Genomic DNA, 25034 nt, shown 5'->3' with positions numbered 1-25034 from the left:
AATCAGCGGCGGACGTACACGTGGCAAACATCCTGGTGTTGCACGGCCCCAACCTGAACCTGCTCGGTACCCGCGAGCCCACGGTGTACGGCGCCGATACGCTGGAGGAGATCAACCAGCGGCTGCGCGCCCAAGGCGCGGCCGCTGGCCACGAGGTGACCTGTTTCCAGTCCAACGCCGAGCACGAGCTGGTCGACCGCGTGCAGCAGGCCCAGGCGGACGGCACGGCCTTCATCGTGATCAATGCCGCCGCGTTCACGCACACCAGCATTGCCCTGCGTGACGCCCTCGCCGGCGTCAGCATCCCGTTCATCGAGGTGCACCTGTCGAACGTGCACGCGCGTGAGGCCTTCCGCCACCATTCCTTCCTGGCCGCCATTGCAGTCGGCGTAATCGCCGGCTTTGGCGCCGACAGCTATCGCCTGGCGCTGGACGCTGCCATACACCGCTTGCAGGCCCGGCCGGTAGCGGCTTGACGCTGCCGGTCTTCCCTCCGCTCTTACGCGCCTGCCGCAACGGCGCAATCGACCAAAGGCTGAACCCATGGATTTGCGCAAAATCAAGAAATTGATCGACCTGTTGGAGGAATCCAACCTCGCAGAACTTGAAATCAAGGAAGGCGAGGAAGTGGTGCGCCTATCCCGCGTGCCGCAAAACCGCGCTGCACCGAGCACGCCCGCGCCGGCCACCGTTGCGCCGCCACCGGCGGTCGTGCCGATCCCCGCCGCTGCGTCCACGGTAGTCGCTCCGACAGCCGACGCGCTGCCGGCCGGACACGTGGTCAAGGCGCCGATGGTCGGCACCTTCTACACCTCGGCCACGCCGGGAGGGGCTGCGTTCGCCAGCGTCGGCCAGCAGGTCAAGGTGGGCGACACGCTGGGCGTCATTGAAGCCATGAAAATGTTCAACCAGATCGATGCCGAGGTGGCGGGCACGATCAAGGCCATCCTGGTCGAGAACGGCCAACCCGTGGAATTCGACGAACCGATGTTCGTGATTGGTTGAGGCCCTGGCGGTCGCCCGACCAATCGCGGCGCACATGCTACGACTGGTTCCACCGCTCCCTGCATCCAGTGCAGCGTCGAGTCACCAAGCCGAGTCTGAAGTCCCATGCTAGATAAAGTCGTCATCGCCAATCGCGGCGAAATCGCCCTGCGCATCCTGCGTGCCTGCCACAGCCTGGGCATCAAGACGGTCGCGGTGCATTCCACCGTGGATCGCAACCTCAAACACGTGGGCCTGGCCGACGAGTCGATCTGCATCGGCCCAGCGCCGGCAGCGGAGAGCTACCTGAACATCCCGCGCATCATTGCCGCCGCGGAAATCACCGACGCCAATGCGATCCATCCCGGCTACGGCTTCCTGGCCGAACGCGCCGATTTCGCCGAGCAGGTGGAGCAGAGCGGCTTCATCTTTGTTGGCCCCGGTCCCGACGTCATCCGCATGATGGGCGACAAGGTGCAGGCCATCCGCACCATGCAGGCCGCCGGGGTACCCTGCGTACCAGGCTCCGGCGGCCCTCTCGGCGACGACCCCGAAGAGAACGTCCGCATTGCCCGCGACATCGGCTATCCGGTGCTGATCAAGGCGTCCGGTGGCGGTGGTGGCCGCGGCATGCGCGTGGTGCGCACCGAGGCGCACCTGGCCAACGCGGTGATCCTGACCAAGGCCGAAGCCAAGGCCGCGTTTGGCAACGACCAGGTCTATCTCGAGAAATACCTGGAAAACCCGCGCCACGTGGAAATCCAGGTACTGGCCGACGGCCAGGGCAATGCGATCTACCTGGCCGAGCGCGATTGCTCCATGCAGCGTCGCCAGCAAAAGGTGGTGGAGGAGGCGCCGGCGCCAGGGATCAACCCCGAGCAACGCGCCGCGATCGGCAAGGTGTGCGTCGATGCCTGCCTGCGCCTCGGCTACCGCAGCGCCGGCACGTTCGAGTTCCTCTACCAGGACGGCCACTTCTATTTCATCGAGATGAACACGCGCATCCAGGTCGAGCATCCGATCACCGAACTGATCACGGGCACCGACCTGGTCCGCGAACAGTTGCTGATTGCCGCCGGCGAAAAGCTCTCGCTGCGCCAGGAGGACATCAAGATCACTGGCCACGCCATCGAATGCCGCATCAACGCCGAGGATCCGGACACGTTCATCCCCAGCCCAGGCGTCGTGAAGCGCTTCGAGGCTCCGGGCGGCCCCGGCGTCCGCGTGGACACGCACCTGTATGACGGCTATCGCATCCCGCCCAACTACGACTCGATGATCGGCAAGATCATCGTGCACGGACCGGACCGCTCGACCGCTATCGCACGCATGCAGCTGGCACTGGCCGAGACGGTGATCGAGGGCATCAAGTGCAATATCCCGCTGCAGCAGCGGATCATGGCCGATGTCGGCTTCCAGCATGGCCAGCAAAACAACCATTACCTGGAAAAGCGCATCGCCGAGCAGAAGGAAAGCTTCTCCTCCGGCGAGTGACCGGCCAACGCCATGCCGTTCCTCGAACTGTCCCTGGTCATCCGCCCCGAGCAACAGGCCGGCGCCGAAGAAGTGCTGAGCGCGGCGGGCGCGTTGTCGCTCACCCTGCGCGACGCCAACGTGGACACCCCGGACGAGCAGGCCATCTTCGAGCCCGGCGTCGGCGAACTGCCCACTTGGCACAGCAGCGTCCTGAGCGCGCTGTTCCCGGCGCAGACCGAACGCGAGACCCTGGCCGTGGCGCTCGGCCACGCGTTGCCATGGTTCGATCCATCGAAATTGCAGTTCAGCGAGGTGGCCGACCAGGATTGGGAACGGGCGTGGATGGACCAGTTCCGGCCGATGTCGTTCGGGCGCCGCCTGTGGATCTATCCCTGGAACATCGAGCCGCCCGCGATCGACGCGACGCCAGGCGGCAATGGCCCGTCGGCCGCGCCCGTGGTGGTCCGCCTCGACCCGGGCCTCGCCTTCGGCAGCGGTACTCACCCCACCACGGCCCTGTGCCTGGAATGGCTCGATGGCCTGGAACTGGCCGGACGCTCGGTCATCGATTACGGCTGCGGCTCCGGCGTGCTCGCCATTGCCGCGCTCAAGCTTGGCGCCGCACGCGCCCAGGGGATCGACAACGACCCGCAAGCCCTGCTGGCTTCTGCCGACAACGCACGACGCAACGCCGTGGCCGAGCGCCTGAGCCTGCGCCTGGCCACAGAAGGGCAATGCACACCTGCAGACGTGCTGGTGGCGAATATCCTCGCCGGGCCACTCGCCACATTGGCGCCGACCTTTGCCGAGGCCAGCCGCCCCGGTGCCGCATTCGCGATTTCCGGCATCCTGGCAGGACAGGAAGCGGAACTGCTGGAGCGTTATGCGACCTGGTTCGACGCCCTGCAGGCAACGACGCGCGACGGCTGGGTGCGCATCAGCGGCCACCGGCGGCGCTGACCCGGCAGCCGCGGCTGCCGCCGGCGGCGCTTGGGCGAAGGCGTCGCTACACTGCGGGGGATTGCGCGAGGCTCCGCCCATGTATACCCAATGCCCCGAATGCCTTTCGGTATTTGCCTTGAACGCCGTGACGTTGGGGCAGTCGCGCGGCGAACTGCTGTGCGCCTGCTGTGGCACGCGATTCAACGCGCTGGCCACGCTTGCGGAGAGCTTGCCGGGCGGCCCCTTTACGCGGCTGGAAAGCCATGCGGCAGCCGCATGTCCGGTCATACTCGAAGCGCTGGTCCAGCAACCGCAACCCACGCCGCCCGCGCTCCCGGCACTCGAAATCCCGCTGCCCGCAGTTCCCCAGGCCAGCGCGGCGCACGAGGATTTCTCACAATTGGTGTTCACGCCGCGCGCGTCGAGGACCGCCAGACGCCAGCGCAAGCCACTCTCGTATCGGCATCTGCGCCGACCCAGCCCACACCGCGGTTGGTGGACTGCGGCGTGCGTCATCCTGTTGCTGCTGCTCACGGGCCAGGTGGCTTGGGCCGAGCGCGAATTCCTGATCACCCAGCCCGTGACCGGCCACTGGCTGCGCGCGGGCTGCTCTGCCTTGCACTGCACGCTGCCCCTGGTCGCCGCACCCGAGCGATTGCAGGTGGTCGACAGCAACGTACAGGACTATCCCGGCACGACGCGTGCATTGCTGATCAGCGCCCGGATCAGGAATACCGCGGCGTTCGCACAACCCTACCCGGTGCTCGCCGTGAGCCTCTCCGACGCCCAAGGCAAGCGCCTGGCCATGCGCCGGTTGCGTCCGCGCGAGTACCAGGACGATACGCGGGCCTTGCAACGGGGCCTGGGGCCCGGCGAAAGCAGCGTGCTGATGCTCGAGGTCGCCGATCCCGGCGATCGCGCGGTGGAATTCGAATTGGGTTTCGAATAAGGCTTAATTTTGTCCGCCCGCGAGGGTAGACTTGACGGCTTACGCCAGCATCGCTGCTCGCGACGATTCGGCGGTAAGGAGACACGCTTGGCGTTACCCGTGGGCTGCCGATACGCCCGTACCGCCACGCACTACCGAGGGAACAATGCCCACCAACAGCGTCAGATCGTCTGCCCGCCGGGCGGCCAGCAAGCCCGCCGCATTGCCACAATCCGAGGGCACGCAAAGTGCCTTGGCCGAATGCGTGGAACGTACGGTGCGACGCTACCTCATCGACATGGGCGACACCGCCTGCAGCGAAGGCCTGTACGCATTGGTATTGCGCGAGCTCGAGGTTGCCATGCTGCGCGAGGCAATGGCCTTCCACGACGGCAACCAGAGCCGCACCGCCGATGTGCTCGGTATCAACCGCGCCACGCTGCACAAAAAGCTGACCCTGCACGGCCTGATCTAGAAATCCCCACCATGTCCAGCCCCTCTCCCGTACCGGTGCGTCGCGCCCTCATCAGTGTTTCCGACAAAAGCGGCCTGGTCGACCTTGGTCGCCGGCTCGCGGCGCTCGGCGTGGAGCTGCTGTCCACTGGCGGCACGGCGCGAACCCTGCGTGCAGCGGGGATTGCGGTGACCGACGTCGACGCGGTCACCGGCTTTCCGGAAATGATGGACGGCCGGGTCAAGACCCTGCACCCCAATGTGCACGGCGCCCTGCTTGGCCGCCGCGGGACCGACGACGCGGTCATGGCCAAGCACGGCATCCAGCCGATCGACCTGCTGGTGGTGAACCTGTATCCGTTCGAGGCGACGGTGGCCAGGCCCGATTGCACGCTGGAGGACGCGATCGAGAATATCGATATTGGCGGTCCAGCGATGCTGCGCTCGGCGGCGAAGAACTGGAACGACGTGGGCGTGCTCACCTCGCCTGGCCAGTACACGAGCGCGCTGGCCGAGATCGAGCAGCAGGGTGGCCTCAGTCGCACCACCCGCTTCAGACTCGCGGTCGCGGCGTTCAACGACGTGGCGAACTACGACGGTGCGATCAGCGATTACCTCAGCGGCTTGCAGCTCGATGCTGCGCACAAGAGCATCGTCGGCCACGCAGTCTTCCCGGAGCAGGCCAACTTCCATGGCGTGAAGTTGATGGACTTGCGCTACGGCGAGAACCCGCACCAGCAGGCCGCCTTCTACCGCGACCTGCATCCGGCGCCGGGCGCGCTGGCCACGTTCCGGCAACTGCAGGGCAAGGAACTCTCGTTCAACAACATCGCCGACGCCGACGCCGCCTGGGAATGCGTGCGCAGCTTCGTCAAGCCTGCCTGCGTGATCGTGAAGCACGCCAATCCTTGTGGCGTGGCGGTCAGCCTGGACGGCATCGGCCAGGCCTACGACCTCGCCTGGCAGACCGATCCCATGTCGGCCTTCGGTGGCATCATCGCGTTCAACCGCGAGTTGGACGGCGCCACGGCAGAGGCGATCGTGACGCGTCAGTTCGTCGAGGTGGTGCTGGCGCCAGCCTATGCTGCGGAGGCGCTGCATGCGTTCACGAAGAAAGGCAATGTCCGCGTGCTGAAAATCCCGCTGCCAGCCGACACCGGCATGGCTGCCACGCATCCGGGCATCAACCTCAAACGCGTCGGTTCGGGCCTCCTGGTGCAGACCGCCGACACCGGCATGGTCAAGGCCGCCGACCTGAAGGTGGTGACGAAGCTAGCGCCGACGCCGGCACAGATCGACGACCTGATCTTCGCTTGGAAGGTGGTGAAGTACGTGAAATCGAACGCCATCGTCTACGCCAGGAACCGCCAGACCATCGGTATCGGCGCCGGCCAGATGAGCCGCGTGTACAGCGCGAAGATCGCCGGCATCAAGGCTGCCGACGAAAAACTCGAAGTGTGCGGTTCGGTGATGGCGAGCGATGCGTTCTTTCCGTTCCGCGACAGCATTGACGCGGCAGCTGCGGCCGGCATCAGTGCCGTGATCCAGCCCGGGGGCTCGATGCGCGATGCCGAGGTGATTGCCGCCGCCGATGAACACGGCATGGCCATGGTCTTCACCGGCATGCGCCACTTCCGCCATTAGCAAGCCGCAGGAACTGGAGGGTACCGGGCTGATGGCAATGGGCGTGCGTTGCCAAGCGGCGTCGGATCCTTACCTGTGGAGGCAACCATGCATTACGCACTGTATTACTGGAGCGGCGTCCAGGGCCGTGGGGAGTTTATCCGCCTGGCGCTGGAAGACGCCGGCGCAGCCTACACCGACGTCGCATGCGAACAGGGCGACGACGCGATCATGCCGTTCCTGGACGGGGACCGTCCTGGCCCCCTGCCGTTTGCCCCGCCGTTCTTGAAGGCCGGCGCGCTGGTCATCGCGCAGACGGCAAACATCCTGCAGTATCTCGGGCCGCAGCTTGGCCTGGTCCCGGACAGCGAAAGCCGGCGCATCTACGCGCAGCAACTGCAACTGACGATCGCCGATCTGGTCGCGGAGGTGCATGACAGCCACCACCCGATTGCCGGCAGCCTGTACTACGAGGACCAGAAAAGCGAGGCGCGCCGCCGCGCGGCCGACCTGCGCAAGAACCGTCTGCCCAAGTTCCTCGGCTATTTCGAACAGGTACTCGAGCGTGGCGGTGGACACCACGCACTGCACACGCACAGCTACGTCGACCTGTCGTTGTTCCAGATGATGGCCGGCCTGGAATACGCGTTTCCCCGCGCCATGCGCCGCCTGCAGGGCGAGCTGCCGCAGCTGCGTGCCTTGTGCGAGCGCGTCGCCGGGCGGCCAAACATCGCTGCGTACCTGGCGTCGCCGCGACGCTGCGCGTTCAACGAGAACGGCATTTTCCGCCACTACGACGAGTTGGACGACCCGGCCTGAGGCCATGGGGCGCGGTACGATCGGTCACGCCGCGCGAACTTCCACGCCAGCGACCGGCGACTAGCCCCCGCTGGAACGCGCCGTCGCCGGCCGGCTCTTGCCCCATTCCAGAATCTTGTACATCACCGGGCGCACCGGCTTTTGCCCATGCTCATCGACCCAGCGGCCCTGCGCATCGAGCATGTAGCTGTAGGGCACGCCGTTCTTCGGCGTCACCACCACCATGTACAGCTGGCCGGCGCGCCAGTATTCCTGCACGCTGTCGTCGCCACGCTGCCGGATTGTCACCTGGGGCGCCGCCTCGTCGCGGGCACTATCGTCGTCGCGCATCGAGGGCAAGGCGACCGAAGGCGGTGCCATCGGTGAGCCGACGCTGCTCGCGGCCGGCGCCGACCCGCGTACGCCGGGATCATGCAAGGCCGGCGGCGGCAGGGCCGGGCCTGGCGGCGATGCCTGAGGCGCGGCAATGGCTGCCACATGCAGGAGCGAGCAACCCAATCCCATGGCCAGCAGCAAGCGAGCGGTTTTCATGACGGCAACCTCGACCGGATGCGGGAAGCATAGCAGTGGGCCTGCGGCGGCAGCGTAAAGCTTCCACTTGGCGCGCATGCGAGAATGTCATCCCCGGAGTGGGTCGCGCGGCCTGCACCCCTCGCCACCGGTAGCCGGCATGTCCAAGCTGATTCTCGTCGACGGTTCGTCCTACCTGTACCGGGCGTTTCACGCGCTACCGCCGCTGAGCAATTCACTGGGCGAACCAACCGGCGCCTTGTACGGCGTGGTTGGCATGTTGCGCGCAACCCTGCAGGCCAAGGCCAACTATCTGGCCTTCGTGTGCGATGCACCGGGGCCGACCTTTCGCCACGCGTTGTATGCCGATTACAAGGCGACGCGCCCGCCAATGCCGGACGAGTTGCGCGCGCAGATCCAGCCGATGCTGGATGTGGTTGGCGCGCTCGGCTTCCCGATCCTCTGTGAGGCAGGCGTGGAGGCTGACGACGTCATCGGCACATTGGCCACGCAAGCCCAGGCGCTCGGCATCGAGGTGGTGATCTCAACCAGCGACAAGGATCTCGCGCAACTGGTCACGCCGCGCGTCTCCCTGGTCAACACCATGTACAACACCACGCTGGACGAGGCTGGCGTGATGCAGAAGTTTGGCGTGCGCCCCGACCAGATCATCGATTTCCTGACCCTCACCGGGGACAGCAGCGACAACATTCCCGGGGTCCCCAAATGCGGGCCGAAGACCGCGGCCAAGTGGCTGGCTGAATACGGCAGCCTGGACGGGGTGATTGCGCACGCCGGGCAGATCGGCGGCAAAGTCGGCGACTACCTGCGTGCTGCCCTGCCGCAGTTGTCGTTGTCGCGCACGCTGGCCACGATCAAGACCGATGTGCCGCTGTCCCTGCAGCCGACCGACCTGACTCGACGCCCGCCCGACACCGACCTGCTGCGCACGCTGTACACGCGGTACGAATTCAAGAATGCGCTGAAGGAACTCGATGCAGCGGCCACCACCGGCCCAGGCGCACCGGAACCAGCCCATGCGCGCGAGCACGTGCCCGACCCGCACGCCACCGAGGCCGACGCCGGCAGCGCAGCGCCAGGCACGACAGCGCCGGCCGATCTGTCCGCCGCCGGCCGCTACCAGTTGGTGACCACCCCGACCCAGCTCGACGCTTGGCTACAGCGCCTGCGCGGCGCCAAGCTGGTCGCCTTCGATACCGAGACCACCAGTCTCGACGCCATGCGCGCTGACCTGGTCGGCATGAGTTTCTCGGTCGAACCTGGCGTCGCCTGCTACATACCGTTGGCCCACGACTACCCCGGGGCGCCACCACAGCTCGACCGCGATGTCGTGCTCGGTGCGCTGCGTCCGCTGCTGGAAGATCCACAGCGCGCCAAGCTCGGCCAGAATGCGAAATACGACATCAACATCCTCGCCCAATGCGGCATCCAGGTGCGCGGCGTGCAGCACGATTCCATGCTGGAGTCCTATGTGCTGAACGCGACCGCCACGCGTCACGACATGGACTCGCTGGCCAGGAAATACCTGGGCTATGAGACGGTCAAGTACGTCGAGGTCGCCGGCAAGGGCAGCAGGCAGATTCCGTTTTCGCAAGTCGACCTGGACACTGCGTGTCGTTACGCGGCCGAGGATGCCGACGTGACCTTGCGCCTGCATACCGCGCTGTGGCCGCAACTGCAGCACACCCCGGCACTGCAGCAGGTGTACACCGAGATCGAGATGCCGCTGGTGCCAGTGTTGGCCGGGATGGAGCGGCGTGGCGTGCTCATCGACGGCGACGCCTTGCGCCGGCAAAGCCAGCAACTGGGAAAACGCATGCTCGAGCTGCAGGCGCAGGCCCAGGCTCTGGCCGGGCGCGAGTTCAACCTGGATTCGCCCCGACAACTGCAGGCGATTTTGTTCGATGAACTGGGCCTCCAGGCCATACGCAAGACGCCAACCGGCCAACCCTCAACCAACGAGGAAGCACTCGAGGCGATTGCCGACCTGCACGAGCTGCCGCGGGTGATCCTGGATTATCGCGCGCTGGCCAAATTGCGCTCGACCTACACCGACAAGCTCTCCAGCATGGTCAACCCGCGCACGGGCCGCGTGCACACCAGCTACCACCAGGGTGCGGTCGCCACTGGCCGGCTGTCCTCCACGGATCCCAATCTGCAGAACATCCCAGTGCGCACCGAGGAAGGGCGACGGATCCGCCAGGCCTTCATCGCACCGCCAGGCTGGGTCGTGCTGGCCGCGGATTACTCGCAAGTCGAGCTGCGCATCATGGCGCACCTCTCCGGCGACGAAGGCCTGCTGCGTGCATTCCACGAGCACGCCGACATCCATCGCGCCACGGCCGCCGAAGTGTTTGGCGTGGCGCCCGCGGCCGTCACTCCCAACCAGCGTCGGGCAGCCAAGGCGATCAACTTCGGGCTGATGTACGGCATGAGCGCATTCGGGCTGGCGCGCGCCCTGGGCGTGGATCGCGGCGAGGCAGCCGACTACATGGCGCGCTATTTCGCGCGCTACCCAGGCGTACAGGCGTTCATGGAGAACACGCGTGCCCAGGCGCATCGCGACGGCTACGTGCAAACCTTGTTTGGCCGCCGCCTGTACCTGGAAAACCTCACCTCGCGCAATCACGCGCTGCGCCAGGGCGCCGAACGCGCGGCAGTCAATGGTCCCATGCAAGGTACGGCCGCAGACATCATCAAGCGCGCCATGATCCAGGTCGATGCCTGGCTGGGCGGGCGCGACGACGCGCACATGCTGATGCAGGTCCACGACGAGTTGGTGTTCGAAGTACGTGCCGAAGCCGTGGCGACGGTCCGCACCGCGGTCGTCGAACGGATGTCTGGGGCCGCCAAGCTTGCCGTGCCGCTGGAAGTCGGGGTCGGCACGGGGGCGAACTGGGACGAAGCCCATTGAAGCTGAACGGGAAGAAAACCGTCAGTACGCTGGTGCGCCGCCAGAAATCACATACGCCAGCCCGCGCTGGACGCCAATCAGCCTGCAGCAAGGCTTTGCGGCTGCCGGGGAACAAACATTAAATCGGCATGAAGGCATCCCGGCAAAAATCTTTTGCTCGCCGTTGAAACTTTCCCTGCGTGCCGTGTTCTTACTCAGCGGATGCACGCAATGGCATCCCTGGCTGACTCTCTCCCCGAGGGCAGCCCACGGACGCGAACCTCCTCCCCTGGGTATCGCGCCCGGCCCCGGCCCCGAAGACTTCCCCTGGTCTTCGGGGCTTTTTTTTACCCCACGTCCACTTCACGTGCACTTACACCTGCACATACTTCTGGACACCCGCACCAAGGAGTCGCGCATGCGCCTGGGACTGATCATCGCTGGCATCATCCTGCTGCTCGCAGGCATCTGGGTCACCTTTGGCAACGGTACCTACCGCGATACCGATACCGTGGCGCAGCTGGGCCCGGCCAAGATCGAGGCCACGCACGACAAGGCGATACCCGAGTGGCTGGGTATTGGCGGCATCGTCGTCGGTGGCGCGCTCCTGATTGGCGGCTTCGCCAGCCGCAAGCGCAGCTGAAGATCCCCGCGCCGCGCAACGCTGCTGCATGCAAAGGTGACGTCCGCACACAGCAACTACAATGAGGCATGGATGTCACCTATTTGCTCGACTCGCTCAACGCTGCGCAGCGCGAGGCGGTGTGTGCGCCACGCGGGCACTATCTCATCCTGGCCGGCGCCGGCTCCGGCAAGACCCGCGTGCTGGCCCACCGCATCGGCTGGTTGACCCAGGCCGAGGACGTGCCGCCCTGGGCCGTGCTCGCCGTGACCTTCACCAACAAGGCGGCCGGCGAAATGCGCCACCGGCTTGGCGCGCTGACTCCCGGGGGTATCCAGGGCCTGACCATCGGCACCTTCCACGGCATTGCGCACCGGCTGTTGCGCCAGCATTGGCGCGAGGCCGGGCTGCCGGAAGACTTCCAGATCCTCGACAGCGAGGACCAGCTGCGCCTGGTCAAGCGGGTGATCGCCAGCCTTGGGCTGGACGAGGCCAAGTACCCGCACCGCCAGGCCACCTGGCAAATCAACGCCTGGAAAGACGAAGGCAAGCGGGCAGGCAGCATCGAGCATCGCGACCACCCGAGCCAGCAAACCCTGGGCCGCATCTACCAGGCCTACGAGGAGGCCTGCCAGCGCAGCGGCCTGGTCGACTTCGGCGAGCTGCTGCTGCGCGCCCAGGAGCTCTGGCTGAAAAACCCAGCCGTGCTTGAGCATTACCAGCAGCGCTGGCGGCAGCTGTTGATCGACGAGTTCCAGGACACCAATACCTTGCAGTATGCGTGGATCCGGGTGCTGGCCGGCAGCACCGGCAACGTCTTTGCAGTCGGCGACGACGACCAGTCCATCTACGGTTGGCGCGGCGCCAAAGTGGAGAACATGGCGCGCTTCCTGCGCGATTTCCCGGATGTACGCACGATCAAGCTGGAGCAGAACTACCGCAGCACCTCCACCATCCTCACCGCCGCCAACGCCGTCATTGCCCACAACGGCAGCCGGCTCGTCAAGCGTCTGTGGACGGCTGGCGCGCACGGCGAGCGCATCGCGCTGTATACCGCCTACAACGAGCAGGACGAGGCGCGTTTCGTCATCCAGCGCATCCACGAATTCATGGCCGAGGATGGGCGTGCCAGCGATTGCGCGATCCTGTACCGCTCGAACGCGCAATCCCGCAACTTCGAGGAGCAACTGGTCCAGCGCAATATCGCCTACCGCGTCTACGGTGGGCAGCGCTTCTTCGAGCGCGCGGAAATCAAGGACGCGCTGGCCTACCTCCGCCTGGCCGCCAACCGCCAGGACGACGTCGCCTTCGAGCGCGTGGTCAATACGCCACCGCGTGGCATGGGCGAGCGCACGCTCGACATTCTGCGCCGCCGCGCACGCGGCGACGGCACGTCGTTGTGGGACGCGGCGGGTATCGAGCTCGCACGCGGCAGCGAACTGGGCGGCCGCGCCAAGCATGCCGCGCAAGCTTTCCGCGACCTCATTGAAAGCATGCACCAGGCGTTTCAGGCGACGCCGGACACACCGGCGGCGCCAGGCGGGGCGGAATCGGCCACCACCGCGGCACCTGTCCTGCGTGCTGCCACACCGCTCACCCTGCCCGAGCAGGTCGAGCACGCCATCACGCAAGCCGGGCTGCGCGAGTATTTCGAACGCGATGCGCGTGGACATGCCGAGACCCGGGTCGAGAACCTCGACGAACTGATCAACGTGGCCGCGCGCTTCGAGCGTACCGCTGAGGACCTGGAGGCCGGGCTGGATGAGCTTTCCGCCTTCCTTGCCCACGCCGCGCTGGAATCCGGGGAACGCCAGGGCGAGGCCGGCGACGACTGCGTGCAATTGATGACACTGCACTCGGCCAAGGGCCTGGAGTTTCGCGTGGTGTTCCTGGTCGGCATGGAAGAAGGCCTGTTTCCCAGCCAGCGGTCGGTGGACGACGAAGGCCGGCTGGAGGAGGAGCGGCGCCTGGCCTATGTCGGCATCACCCGCGCGCGGGAAAAACTCTACGTGAGCCATGCCGAGTCGCGACGCATGCACGGCACCGAAATGCTCGCTTATCCCTCGCGCTTCCTGCGCGAGATTCCTGCCGGGTTGATCGACGAAATCCGTCCGCGCATCCACGTCACGCGACCGGCCTATGCGGGCGACGGGTATCGCCCGGATACCAGTGCACTCGAAGAATCCTTGCCGGTGAGGCTCGGCCAGCGGGTCAGCCATCCCAGCTTTGGCGAAGGCGTGGTGGTGAGCGCCGAGGGCAGTGGTGCACACACCCGCCTGCAGGTGAACTTTGCCGACGCCGGCAGCAAATGGCTGGTCGCCGCCTACGCCAATCTGACCGCGCTCTAGGGACCACACCGCCGGACCCCTTCCAACTCACCCTGGACGTTACCCCACCGTCATCCCCGCGAAGGCGCACTGCTGTCCGGAACGTTTTGGGGCCGCCTTGGGCTCATCCGCAGCATCGCGCCAGCACGCGAAAAACTGCCTCGTCGTCATTCCCGCGCAAGCGCACTGCTGTCCGGAATAAATTCGTGCCTCGACACCGAAGGCGTTGCGACGCAAGGCTGGATGGCTGCCGCGTGCAACCCAGACTCAAAAATGACGGCTCACCTCTGTCGTCTCGCCCTGGGCCGCAACTCTCCATCGTCATCCTTCCCGGCGTCATCCCCGCGAAAGCGGGGATCCAGTGCCTTTGGATGTCCGTAAAGGCCAAAGCACTGGATTCCCGCTTTCGCGGGAATGACGCCGGAGTGGTGGGGCGAGTGTGGTTCCAAAAACGTTCCGGACAGCAGTGCGCGCAAGCGGGAATGACGCTGAAGGGTTGCGCTTTCGCGGGAATGACGAGAACGGAGCTTCGCGGGAATGACGATTTGGAAGTTTCTCCAATCCCGCGCCTCAGGAGGAATGCACGACCGGCAACTCGACGTAGCTGGCGTGGCCTGGTGCGTGATAGACGCGTTGGGTAGCCGGCTTGAAGTCGCCTGGCTTGGCCAGGAAGATGTTCTTGATGAAGGTCTGCGGATTGCGGTCGTACAGCGGGAACCAGCTGGACTGGATCTGCACCATGATCCGATGGCCGGGCAAAAACACATGGTCGATCGCCGGCAGTTCGAACCGGTAGGGCAAGGGTTCGTTCGGCGTCAAGGCCTGTGGTTGTGACAAGCCCACGCGATAGCGACCGCGGAAAATGTCCATGCTGGTGGCGAGCTCATAGCCGCTCATGTCGGGCTCGGCGGCATCCTGCCGCGGATAGACGTCGATGAGTTTCACCACCCAGTCCGCGTCCGTGCCGCTGGTCGCGGCCGTGAGGTGCACGACCGGCCAGCCGGCGACGTGCACGGCGTCGGTCAGCACGGGCGTCTCGTAGGCCAGCACGTCCGGCCGGGTCGCGAATTGGCGCTGGTCGTCGACCAGCCAGCTGCGCCAAGTGCCGGTCTGCGCCGCCAGGATCGGGCGCGTCCGGTACGGAACGGGCTTGGCCGGGTCGGAAACATATTGGTCATAGCCGCCCGCGACATTGCCTGCCGGCTGCTGGAAGCCCAGGCCGAAACCAGCTTGCAGGTACAGCGGGGTCGGCTGGGCCGGGCAACCCGTGGCACAGCCGGACGGCCAACTCTGCAACTCCTCCCACTGGTTGGTACCGGTGGTGAACACGTTGACCGGCGCGACGTGCTCAGGCGGGGCGGCATCCTTGAGATAGTGGGCGAGGAACGGGCGCAGGATCTGCTCGGTGAAATACAGCGAGGTGTCGGCGCCGAACCGCAGCGCGCCCAGAGAACTGCCATCGCGGTTCTCCTGGCCGTGGTACCAGGGACCGAGGGTCAGATACACCATGTCGTTGCCGGTGTCCTTCGGCTCCAGCGCCCGATACACGGCGAGCGCGCCATAGATGTCCTCCTGGTCCCATTGCCCGGCCACCAGCATCAAGGGCACCTTCAGCGGCTGGCCGGCCAGGATCTTGTCCATGGCCTGGTCCCGCCAGAACGCATCGTAGGCCGGGTGCGCGACGAGCTTGCGCCAGAAGCCGAGCTGCTGCATGCCGTGCGCCTGCGCCACCGCCGATGCCGAACCGGCATCCAGGTAAAGGTCGTAGTCGTCGCGGTAGTCGGTCCACCAATGTTCCTTGCCGCTGCGCGTGGCCTGTTGGTCGTAGATGTACGGGATCATCTGTTCGCGGAAGGCGCCGTTGTGGAACCAGTCGTCGGCCATCCAGCCGTCCACCATCGGGTTCTCGCCGATCACCGCCTTCAACGCCGGATTGGGATCGATCAGCCCGGTCAGGGTTTCGAAGCCGTCGTAGGAAACCCCGATCAAGGCCACCTTTCCATTACTCTCCGGCACGTTCTTCGCCAGCCAGCCAATCGTGTCGTAGGTGTCGGTGACGTCCGACACAGGGGTAGGATTCTGCGGGCCGTAGATCGGGCGATTCATGATGTAGTCGCCCTCCGAACCATATTTGCCGCGGACGTCCTGCACCACGCGGATATAGCCATCCTCAAGCACGATGCGGCTGGTGTTGTCGGGCCCGAGCACGGTGCCCAGCTCGCTGCTGTGCCGGCTCGAGGTACGCCGGTCGGCGTTGTACGGCGTGCGCGTCAGGATGATCCCCGCCCGTTTCGCGCCTTTCGGTATCAGGATGACGGTATTGAGCTTCACGCCGTCACGCATCGGGATCATGACCACCCGCCGCGTGTAATTGAAACTCGACTCCGCAGGCGTGAAATGCGCCGGCGTCTCGCTCGGATAATCCGGGTATTTGTCCTGGGTCGCGCTGGCGGCACAGGCGAACGCAGCGACAAATAGCAGGGAACCCATCAGCACGGATTGCCGGGCGAACCGATGCATCGGTGTCATGGCCGTACCCCCAAGTGGATGCATTTGATATACGCCCTTCACGCGCGGCACGGGAGTGACTGAAGTCATGCCTGCGTGGACACGGCAAACGCGCCGTGCGGCGCGGCGCGCACGGTTGCGGGTGCGGGCGCGGGTGCGGGTGCGGGTGCGGGTGCGGTTGCGGGTGTAGGCGCGGCCCGTATGATGGATGTCCGTGCGCAGGTCGAAGCAGAACCCGCCGCGCCGACTCTTGCGCAAACAGCCATCGAGGTTGACCCATGCAGCCCAGACACCTCCTCGTCATCGGCCTGGTGTCTGGCTTGTGCGCCTGCGGCAACCCCCAAGACAGTGGCAAAGCACCTGCCGCATCCGTATCGACGGCCGCCCAAGGGCCGGCCGCGGCGACCAGTGCCACAGCCTCGAGCCAGCCAGCCCTCACGCCGCAGACCGTCAAATCCGGCGGAGTCATGCCCGAGGCACAACGACGTGCGCATTTCGATCACGCGGAACTGCATTTCACAGTCGACCCGGCGCGTCAGCACATCGACGGCGACGCGCGGCTCACCTTCACCGCCAAGCAAGCCATCGGCGAGGTGCTGCTGGATCTGGACCGCAACCTGCAGATCAGCCGCGTCGCCGTCGACGACAAGCCGCTCGTGCGCCCGGCCTGGAGCAATCCGGACGGCCAATTGCGCATCCAGTTGCCGACCGGACTGGCTGCCGGCGGCAAGGTGACGCTGCAGGTGGTCTACGGCGGCCGCCCGCACGTGGCGCAGAAGGCGCCGTGGGATGGCGGCTTCGTGTGGACGCACACCGCCGATGGCGAGCCCTGGGTGGGTGCGGCGGTTGAAGGCGAGGGATGCGACCTGTTCTGGCCGTGCATCGATCATCCGGAAGGCGAGCCGGACCTGGTCGACACTTACGTGACCGTGCCCAAGCCGCTGGTGGCGCCGGGCAATGGCGTGCTGGTCGGCGTCACGGAAACAGCGGACCAGCGCACCTGGCACTGGCGTGTCAAACAGCCCGACACCTATGCGATAACGCTCAACATCGGGCCTTATCGGGAACTCAAGGGCGACTACCACAGCCGCTGCGGCAATGTGATCCCGATGGCGTTCTGGTACCTGCCGGGCAAGGAGGCGCAGGCCAAGGAGCTCTTCGCCACCTTGCCCAGCATCCTCGATTTCTTCGAGCAGGAGATCGGCCCCTATCCCTTCGGGGATGAGAAGGTCGGCATGGTCGAGACGCCGTATTACGGTATGGAGCACCAGACGATTAACGCCTACGGTGCCGGTTACCCGAAGGACAAGTACGACTTCGACTTCCTCCTACAACATGAGGTTGCCCACGAATGGTTCGGCAACCAGCTGACCAATGCCGACTGGGACGACATGTGGCTGCACGAAGGGTTTGGCAGCTACATGCAGCCGCTCTACGGGCGCTACCTGCACGGTGATATGGCGTATTACGCGATGTTGCACGACATGCGGCTCGGGCTGATGAATCGTTTCCCGCTGGTCTCCGGACACAGCCAGGCCGAGGAAGCGGTGTACGACAAGGATCACGGTCCCGGCAACGACATCTACGCCAAGGGCGCGCTGATGTTGCATTCACTGCGCGAGCTGATCGGCGACGCCGCATTCTTCAAGTCGACGCGCCTGCTCGTCTATGGCCGCGACGACCCAAAACCGGGCAATTTCAAGCCACGCTACGCCACCACCCGCGATTTCATGGACATCGTCAACCAGGTGACCGGCAAGAACCTGGACTGGTTCTTCAAGGTCTACCTGTACCAGGCGAAGTTGCCACGGCTGGACGTGCAGCGTGACGCGGACACGCTGAAGCTGCATTGGGTGGCGCCGCAGGACCTGCCGTTCCCAATGCCAGTCGAGGTGCAGGTCGGCGACCAGGTGCGGACGCTGCCAATGCCGCGCGGCAGCGGCGAGCTCAAGGTCCCGGCCGGCAGCCTGGTGATCGTCGATCCGCACTCGAAGCTGTTGCGGAAGGAACCCTATATCCCGGCTTACCAGGAATGGAAAAAACGGAATGCGTTGGACGCGAAGAAGCCTGGCTATCGCAACCCACGCACGCCGGCCACGAGCGACCCACCGCCGAAACACGCTGCGTCCTGAGCTGCAGGCAAGACGGGCGCAGCTTGCGCTGTGCCCGTCCCGTCACATCGACCCAAGCGTCTGCTCAGAAATCATACGTCACGCCAAACTGCACATAGCGTGGCGTGGTCGCAAACAACGGCACCCAAAAGTTCTTGGACAACTTCCCCGGCCCCGATTCCGACCCGGGCGAGAATTGCAGCATGCGCTGCTGGTCAAACAAGTTGTAGACCAGCACGCTGAAGCCCAGCTTGTGCGCGGCAAACGCCGGGCGGTAGGACACATTCAAGCTGACGATCTCCTGCCACGGCGTGCGCCCGGTACTGCCCGGAGGCGCTGGCGTGCCCTGCGGACCGCAGAAGTGGTACGAACCGCCATAGCCGGACGGGTCGGTCTGCTCGGCCCCGAAGTAACCAAAGCAAAACCGTGGCGTGCCGGACATGATTTGTGCGTTGCCACCAATGAGCCACTCCGGATTGATCTGCCAGTAACCCAGCAGCTTCACCTGGTGCCGCCGGTCGTTGGACTGGCTGCCGTTCGCATAGGTCATCACACCCGGGTTGTCCCAGTCGACGGTTTGCGCCACGTCGGTCTGCCCCGAGCTGGACCGCACCGAGCCTTCCGTGTTGCCGAAGCTGTGCGAGATCGTGTAGTCGATGCGGCCATACCAGGTGCCATCAAATGGATGCTCCAGGTACAGGTCCAGGCCAACGTACTTGCGCAGCAAGGTCGGCATGCCGAAGTCCGACCAGGGAATGCGCATGGTGCCGTAGCCGCCGGACGCCAACGGCACGTTGAACGTTGAGATTTGTCCCATGCTGCTGCCGGGATTCATGATGTAGCAGCCCGAGCCCATGGCTGCCGTCGGGTCGAAGCCCTGCGCTGCACCCTGCTCCATGAACACGTCTTCTGCGCACACGTCATCCAGCATGCGCCGCAGGTGGCGATAGCTCGCCTTGGCGCCCGCAGTCCACTTGGTGCCGAACATGTCGAACGCCTGGTCCACGCCGGCGATGTACTCGTCCTGGTATTCGGCGCCAGCGTTCTTGCTGGTCACGGTCTTGGGATCCGGCGCCTGGCCAAACTCGTTGTTGGCCGACACCGCCGGGTAATTGCCCTGCGGGATCTGGGTCAGACCGGTGGGCGCGCCAGTGGCCGGATCGATCCCGGTGTAAGTGAAGTACTGGTCGGTGACGATGCTTCCGGCGGCACCGCGGATGGCCACATTCGCCGGTTCGGCCATGTAGTAGCGGCCGGCGTTGGCATACACCTTCAGGCTGGAGTCGCCGTGCACGTCCCAGCTCGCGCCCAGTCGCGGCGCCCACTGTGGCTTGGTCAGGCGCAGGTAGGGCACGCCATCCGGGTTGTAGTTGGTGAACTGGTCATTGCGCAGGCCCAGGTTCAGCAGCAGGCGGTCGGTGACTTGCCAGCGGTCCTCGACGAACTGCGCGTACTGCGCGACGCGCACGGACTTGGCGCCCACCGTGCCAATGTGCTTGTCCACGTAGTAACCCTCGCCACCTGGCGCGGCCACCCATTGTCCGGTTTGTGTGCTGATCGGCTTGTTCGGGTCGCCCTTGCCGTAGCGCCAGATGAATTGGCCGGGACCGGAACGGTGCGAGCCCTGGTCCAGGGCCATCACGTTCATGTTGTCGATGCCGGCGGTGAGGTCGTGGCTGCCGAGTTTGTAGGTGATGTCGAAACGCAGATTGCTGGTCTTGTCGTGCGCGCCGGCGTTCGGCACCGTCTGCACGGTCTGCGGCCCAATGAGCGCGCCACCGCCGTAGGCGGGATTCTGGTTTTGCGGATTGGTGACAAAGGGTTCTTCGCTGCCGCTGAATTCGGCGTAGTTGGTCTGCGTCATCTTGCCGAACAAGGCATCGACCGTGAGGTTGTCGGTGAGATAGCCGGTGTATTTGGCGATCCACAGGTCGGCACCATTCTTGGTGTGCAAATCCGGAGCGCGGAAGGCACCGTAGGTGGCTTTGGCCGCAGTGTAGTTGTAGGCGTAGATGTTCCCCGAGTACGACGTCTTGTTCGAGGCGCCGGTCAGCTCGAGGATGTTGTTGTCGTTGATGTTCCAATCCAGCTTGACGTACCACTTCGGATCATGCTTGTTGTAGTTCGTGATTTGGCCTGCCTGGACCGTGTTGCCGCCCGCCCCGCCGTTCGTTCCACTCTCGCGGCTCGCCTCGACCGCACCAAAGAAGAACAACTTGTCCTTGATCAGCGGACCGCCCGCATACAGGTCCTCGGTCACCACCCAGGACTTGTTGTCGCCGTTATACGCATAGAGCTGACCTTGCGTGCCGCCATCGGCGTCGGAGAGGTATTGTGGTCCGGTCGGGAAGTACCAGTTGATCGGCGTGCTTGCCGTGGCCTTGGGTTGATACAACACCTGCCCGCCAAAGTGCCACTCGTTGGTGCCGCGCTTGCCGATCTGGTTGATCACGCCGCCGTCCGAGCGCCCATACCGCGCGTCGTAGCCACCGGTGAGCACCTGCTGCTGGTCGATCGCGCCATACGGCAGGCTGAGGCCGCCGAAGCCATGCAGGGGGTCGGTGGTGTTGAAGCCGTTGATGTAATACGCGTTCTCGGCAATGGACGAGCCGCCAAACGAGTTCAGCACGTCGCCTGTCGGACCCTTGTAATAGCTGGTGCCCTGGATGACGCCAGGCGCCAGCGTGGCGATCGCCTCGGCCGTGCGCTGCAGCGGCAATACCGACAACTGCTTGGACGTCACCACCGTGCGCGAGCCGACCTGGCTGATGTCGATGGGTGGCAGGGAATTGGCGCTGACCGTCACGGCACCCAGCGTGGTGGTCGCCGCCACGAACGTGACCTGGGTACCCGCGCCCACGGTCAGCACGATGTCCGTGCGCGAATCCAGCGGCGCGCCATCCTTTTGCAGCGTCACCGTGTATGTCGTGCCCAACGGCAACGACGTGGCCGAAAAACGGCCGCTGGAATCGACTGGTACGCTGCGCGTCAGGCCATTGGCGCTGGTGATGATCACCGTCTCGCCACCGGCGACCGGCGCGGTGCCGAAAATGCTGCCGGTCGAGGCTTGTGCCTGTACCGGCGCCAGGCCGCCAGCGCCATACAAGCCGCAGGCGGCGGCAATGGCCAAACTCAATGCCGAGTACGCAACCCGGTGCCCAAGGTGCCGCCGTCGCGTGTCCGTTTCACTGCTCATTCTCTTGAATCCTCTCACTTGAGTGCGAAGTCATCCGCGATCGTGTGAGAGGCTCACCTCGTTGCGCGAGTCAGCACTGCCACCAATGAAACTTGCAGAGCTCAGCGCGATCGTGCCGTATGTTGCCTTGGCGTTATGAGCGCGACTTTTTCCCTTGTCAATGTGCAATAAGTACCTGGTGACACATGCCACACGGTATGGCACACGGCAGCAAGTGCCGGCAGCAGCGGCAAAATCCGATGGGGAGTGGCTGGTCGCGGCGGGTCCCGTGTGCATAGGGAATCCACGCGGGGCGACGTCCACGGTCGTCCAACGCTCAAGCTCTCAGGGACGCAGACGCGGAAAGCCTTGTGCATCACGCTCTTCGATCGCGCTCGAGCGGGTGTCGGGATAACGGCCCGCGGGATCCGAAGACGGTGGTTCGGCCGCCGGCTCGCCACGTTCCATGGCGAACGCACTCCGATAGCTGTGCAACGCGGCCGTCGTATCACCTTGGCCCGCGCAGGCCTCGCCAAGCACTTCCCACGCCGCGACAGTCGGTGCCAAGGCCAAGGAGCGCTCGAGATATTGGCGCGACTTGCGCCACTCGCCGAGGCGCACGCCCAGGCGGCCAAGCGCCAACAGCAGCACGGCGTCGTTTGCGTGCGCCTCGAGCCAGGCCTCTGCACGCTGCATGCGCGCCTCAAGGCTGTCGCCGGGCAACGCACCATAGGCGTCGACCAACGCTGGCGACCACTCCCTGCGCAAGGCCGATTCGAGTTCATCCATGGCCGCCAGGGTCTGGCCAAAGGCCGCCGCACGCCGCGCATAAGCCTCGATGACTGCCGGCAGGCGACGCTGCGGTTTCGGTAGCTGCAGCCACAAGCGGTCGAGTGCCGCACCGTCTTTCGCCGCATCGATCAGCGCGACCAGGACCCGCGCTTCCAGGGCGGCAAACCCGCGCATGCCCAGCGCGCCGCTTTTCTGCAACGGGGCCAGCGCCGCCTGTGCACGCGCCGGGTTTCCCGTGGCCAGCGCGGCCAGCGCCAGCTCACGCCAGGCGTTTGGCGTCAGGCTGCCTTTGTCCGCTTCCGGCGCCAGCAAGGCCAGCGCTTCGGCCGGTCGGCCTTCGCGGCGCAGGACGCGCGCACGCAAGGCCCGTGCGGCACTGGGTACCGATTGCGCGGCCTGGTCCAACGCCTCCAGCGCCCGGCCCGGCTCGCCCCGCCGCAGTGCCGCCTCGGCGCTCGCCAGCAAGGCCGGGCCACGCAGGCTGGGCAAGCGCGAAGCACGATTGAGATCCTGTTCGGCGGCGCCATGCCGTCCCTCGATCAAGGCCACCAGGCCATCGCCGAGTCGCTGTTGGCTGACCCGTCGGTGCCGGCGGCTGAAGGCGCCGAACGGCCAGCGCAGCAGGTTCCAGGCCAAGGTCAGCACCAGCCACAGCAACAGCAACAGCGCCACGGCGGCAATCACGGTGGTCTCCGCGCGCCAGCCACGCAGACGCACCAGCACGTAACCGGGGTCGAGCGCCAGCCAATGCCAAGCCAGCGCCGCCAGGGTGGCGATGATGATCAGCAGAAGGAGCTGGCGCCACAGCTTCATGCGCGCGACCCGCCAGGCCGCGCCGCGTCGATCCGACGGGTCACAGCCGCGGAAGCCGCGCCAGCCCCCGCCGAGCTTGCCGACGCCGGGCCCAGGGCGCGCACGGCACGCAGGTCGCGCAGCTCGCGCAACGCCGCCCCGAGCTGCACCGGGGCGCCGACTGTCGTCGCCTGCAATTGCTGCAGTTGTGCCTGGACCTGCCGCACGGCGGGGGTTGTCGTATCGAACTGCGCCGCCACGCCCGTCGCGGCACGCTGCAGCGCGGCTCGGTAAGCCTCGTCATCGTGCGCCAGCCTGGCCGCCTGGGCCTCGACCAAGTCCAGCGCCAGCAATTCCCGGGCAAAACGCGCGTCCTGGAGCGCAAGCGGTCCACCGTTGTCGCGTTGCACCCGGATCACGCCGCGCAGTGCGTGACCAATGCGTGCCCAGACGCCATCCGGTGGATTATTGCTGGACGGTTCCAAGGGCGCGAGCGGCAAGGTCGGCACGCTGCCACGCAGCGCCTGCAGTTGCTTCAGCACCCCGGCATCACCCTGGGGGTGGCTACTGAGCAAGGCCATCCGTTCGACGCGGATCGCCTGGCGTACCGCGCCAAAGGCGCCGTCATCGACGCTCGCCAGGGTGTCTTCGGCCAGCGCATAGGCCTGTTGCGCGCCCTGGGCATCGTGAAACAGCCGATAGCGTTCCATGCCCATGCGCAGCAGCGATTCGGTCTGGTCCAGCAACATCGGCTCGCGGCCGGAGCGCGTGCGCTCGGCCAGCGTGGCCACCGCCGCTTCGAGGCTGCGCACGCGCTGATCCAGCGCGGGCAACTGGGCACTCAGGCCCTGGTCCTGCTGCGCCATCTGCGCGAGCTGCCGGGCGACGTCCGCGCGTTCGCGGTGACTGTCCTGCAGCAAGCTCTCGACCGTTGCCACGCGCCGTTGCACGGCCAGCAAGCTGGCTGCCTCGGCTTGGTTGCCGCGGGCCGACTGCCATTGCCGCCAACCGACATACCCAGCACCAAGTATCGCCAGCAAGGCCAGCAGCAGGGCCAATCCCAAGGTACCGGCGGAATGCTGGACCGGTGGCCGGCCGGTGGCGCCGGGACGCGTGGCGCCTGAACCCGCAGGCGAGGCTGGAGGGGCGCCGTCAGGCGCAGGCGGCGTATCTGCAGTACTCATGCCCGCATGCTAGAAGCCCCGGCCGCAGAAACCAAGCCGGTGGCGGCCGCATCGGTGGGTGCCGTTTCCGGAGGTCACGCCAGGGCCAGGGCGCCAGCCAGCAGGTCGGCCGAAAGCGCCGAAGCTGCCACGTGCACGCGGGCAAAGCCTGCCTCACGCGCCGCGGCAGCCAGCCGCTCGCTGCTCACCACGGCAGTGGCCGCGAGCCAGCGCGCCAACGCCGGCGCCGGCAATTGCCCATGCAGGTTGTGCAATGCTTCGGTGCTGGAGAGCAACACGCAGGCGGAGTGCGGCAGGCGCGACAGCACTGCAAAATGGCGCCGATCCAGCCGCGCCGGCGTGCGCCGGTACACGTGCACCTCGCGCAGCTGCGCCCCGCGCGCGGCCAGCCCCGCCTGCAGCACCCCGCGCCCACCCGCGGCGCCGACCAGGGCGACACGCCGACCGCGCACTTCGGCGAGGGCCGGCAGCCCAAGCACGCCCTCGCTGTCCTGGCGCGAGGGCAGCTGCGGCTCGCGCAGCCCTTGCCGGGCCAATGCCCGCGCCGTGCCCCGGCCCACGGCCAACACCTTGGCGTCGGTGCGTAGGGGCACCAGGCGGGCGGCGAAGCGTACTGCGGCCGGGCTGGTAAAAAGCACGCAGTCATCATTGAGTGCCGCCAACAGCGCTGCGCGGGCAGCCGCGGCATCGGGCACCGCGCGCAAGGCCAGGCCCGGCAGCACGATCGGCACGCCGCCCGCCGCGCGCACGCGGCGCGCCAGCGCACCGGCGCAACCGACCGGCCGCGTGATCACCACGCAGCGGCCATGCAGTCCCGGATGCCCCGCCGCGGCTGCTCCTCGCATGTGGGTTCCTCGCCGATCAATCTGGCTCC

At 66.0% G+C, this 25034-nt stretch carries 18 protein-coding genes; 12 read left to right on the top strand and 6 right to left on the bottom strand.

Annotated features, from left to right (window positions below; translation table 11 throughout):
* Positions 1-20 precede the first annotated feature (20 nt).
* From aroQ to AC3WJB_RS04190, 8 genes are all read left to right on the top strand, one after another.
* A complete protein-coding gene (gene aroQ / locus AC3WJB_RS04225; protein ID WP_492679028.1) occupies positions 21-476 on the top strand; it encodes a type II 3-dehydroquinate dehydratase in 456 nt (151 codons plus the stop codon).
* A 67-nt stretch (positions 477-543) separates the two neighbouring features.
* The gene (accB, locus tag AC3WJB_RS04220) at positions 544-1005 is read left to right on the top strand and encodes an acetyl-CoA carboxylase biotin carboxyl carrier protein (RefSeq protein ID WP_492679026.1); all 462 of its coding nucleotides are present in this window, start codon (positions 544-546) and stop codon (positions 1003-1005) included.
* 105 nt (positions 1006-1110) lie between these two features.
* Entirely contained in the window at positions 1111-2478 is a 1368-nt protein-coding gene (accC, locus tag AC3WJB_RS04215; RefSeq protein WP_492679024.1) for an acetyl-CoA carboxylase biotin carboxylase subunit, read from the top strand.
* A 12-nt stretch (positions 2479-2490) separates the two neighbouring features.
* Positions 2491-3420 (top strand): 50S ribosomal protein L11 methyltransferase, encoded by a 930-nt coding sequence (prmA, locus tag AC3WJB_RS04210; RefSeq protein ID WP_492679022.1) that lies wholly within the window; start codon positions 2491-2493, stop codon positions 3418-3420.
* Positions 3421-3499: 79 nt separating this feature from the next.
* Positions 3500-4351: a zinc-ribbon and DUF3426 domain-containing protein gene (locus AC3WJB_RS04205; protein WP_492679020.1), complete on the top strand. Its 852-nt coding sequence runs from the start codon at positions 3500-3502 to the stop codon at positions 4349-4351.
* Positions 4352-4496: 145 nt separating this feature from the next.
* Complete coding sequence (locus AC3WJB_RS04200) at positions 4497-4805, top strand: helix-turn-helix domain-containing protein (RefSeq protein WP_492679018.1); 309 nt, start codon at positions 4497-4499, stop codon at positions 4803-4805.
* A gap of 11 nt (positions 4806-4816) precedes the next feature.
* Positions 4817-6427, top strand: a complete 1611-nt coding sequence (purH, locus tag AC3WJB_RS04195; RefSeq protein WP_492679016.1) for a bifunctional phosphoribosylaminoimidazolecarboxamide formyltransferase/IMP cyclohydrolase — start codon at positions 4817-4819, stop codon at positions 6425-6427.
* Between the two features lie 87 nt (positions 6428-6514).
* Positions 6515-7225 carry a glutathione S-transferase gene (locus tag AC3WJB_RS04190; protein WP_492679014.1) on the top strand — a complete coding sequence of 237 codons (711 nt, stop codon included), beginning with the start codon at positions 6515-6517 and terminating at the stop codon, positions 7223-7225.
* Positions 7226-7285: 60 nt separating this feature from the next.
* On the opposite strand, the gene AC3WJB_RS04185 is transcribed toward AC3WJB_RS04190, so the two are convergent.
* Entirely contained in the window at positions 7286-7756 is a 471-nt protein-coding gene (locus tag AC3WJB_RS04185; protein ID WP_492679012.1) for a DUF2782 domain-containing protein, read from the bottom strand.
* 139 nt (positions 7757-7895) lie between these two features.
* Between AC3WJB_RS04185 and polA the strand changes: the two genes are divergently transcribed.
* From polA to AC3WJB_RS04170, 3 genes are all read left to right on the top strand, one after another.
* Entirely contained in the window at positions 7896-10670 is a 2775-nt protein-coding gene (gene polA / locus AC3WJB_RS04180; RefSeq protein WP_492679010.1) for a DNA polymerase I, read from the top strand.
* A 397-nt stretch (positions 10671-11067) separates the two neighbouring features.
* Positions 11068-11292 carry a hypothetical protein gene (locus AC3WJB_RS04175; protein ID WP_492679008.1) on the top strand — a complete coding sequence of 75 codons (225 nt, stop codon included), beginning with the start codon at positions 11068-11070 and terminating at the stop codon, positions 11290-11292.
* Positions 11293-11360: 68 nt separating this feature from the next.
* Positions 11361-13619, top strand: a complete 2259-nt coding sequence (locus tag AC3WJB_RS04170) for a 3'-5' exonuclease (protein WP_492679006.1) — start codon at positions 11361-11363, stop codon at positions 13617-13619.
* A gap of 549 nt (positions 13620-14168) precedes the next feature.
* Here the strand turns inward: AC3WJB_RS04170 and AC3WJB_RS04165 are convergent.
* Entirely contained in the window at positions 14169-16127 is a 1959-nt protein-coding gene (locus AC3WJB_RS04165) for a CocE/NonD family hydrolase (RefSeq protein ID WP_492679004.1), read from the bottom strand.
* 446 nt (positions 16128-16573) lie between these two features.
* Here AC3WJB_RS04165 and AC3WJB_RS04160 point away from each other — a divergent pair, with 446 nt between their 5' ends.
* Positions 16574-18238 (top strand): M1 family metallopeptidase, encoded by a 1665-nt coding sequence (locus AC3WJB_RS04160; RefSeq protein WP_492679002.1) that lies wholly within the window; start codon positions 16574-16576, stop codon positions 18236-18238.
* A gap of 64 nt (positions 18239-18302) precedes the next feature.
* Here AC3WJB_RS04160 and AC3WJB_RS04155 read toward each other — a convergent pair whose 3' ends face one another.
* The 4 genes from AC3WJB_RS04155 to AC3WJB_RS04140 all read right to left on the bottom strand — a co-directional run bounded on the left by AC3WJB_RS04155 (position 18303) and on the right by AC3WJB_RS04140 (position 25005).
* Positions 18303-21413 (bottom strand): TonB-dependent receptor, encoded by a 3111-nt coding sequence (locus AC3WJB_RS04155; protein WP_492679000.1) that lies wholly within the window; start codon positions 21411-21413, stop codon positions 18303-18305.
* Positions 21414-21737: 324 nt separating this feature from the next.
* Entirely contained in the window at positions 21738-22997 is a 1260-nt protein-coding gene (locus AC3WJB_RS04150) for a heme biosynthesis HemY N-terminal domain-containing protein (protein ID WP_492678998.1), read from the bottom strand.
* A complete protein-coding gene (locus tag AC3WJB_RS04145; RefSeq protein ID WP_492678996.1) occupies positions 22994-24160 on the bottom strand; it encodes a uroporphyrinogen-III C-methyltransferase in 1167 nt (388 codons plus the stop codon). Before AC3WJB_RS04145 ends, AC3WJB_RS04150 begins: the two co-directional genes overlap by 4 nt.
* 74 nt (positions 24161-24234) lie before the next feature.
* Positions 24235-25005, bottom strand: coding sequence for a uroporphyrinogen-III synthase (locus tag AC3WJB_RS04140; RefSeq protein WP_492678994.1), 771 nt, complete (start codon positions 25003-25005; stop codon positions 24235-24237).
* Positions 25006-25034 lie beyond the last annotated feature (29 nt).

It is taken from the genome of Rhodanobacter sp. FW510-R10, from assembly GCF_058781105.1.
The sequence above is the reverse complement of the archived record's forward strand: the minus strand, read 5'-3'. Positions and strand labels throughout refer to the sequence as shown.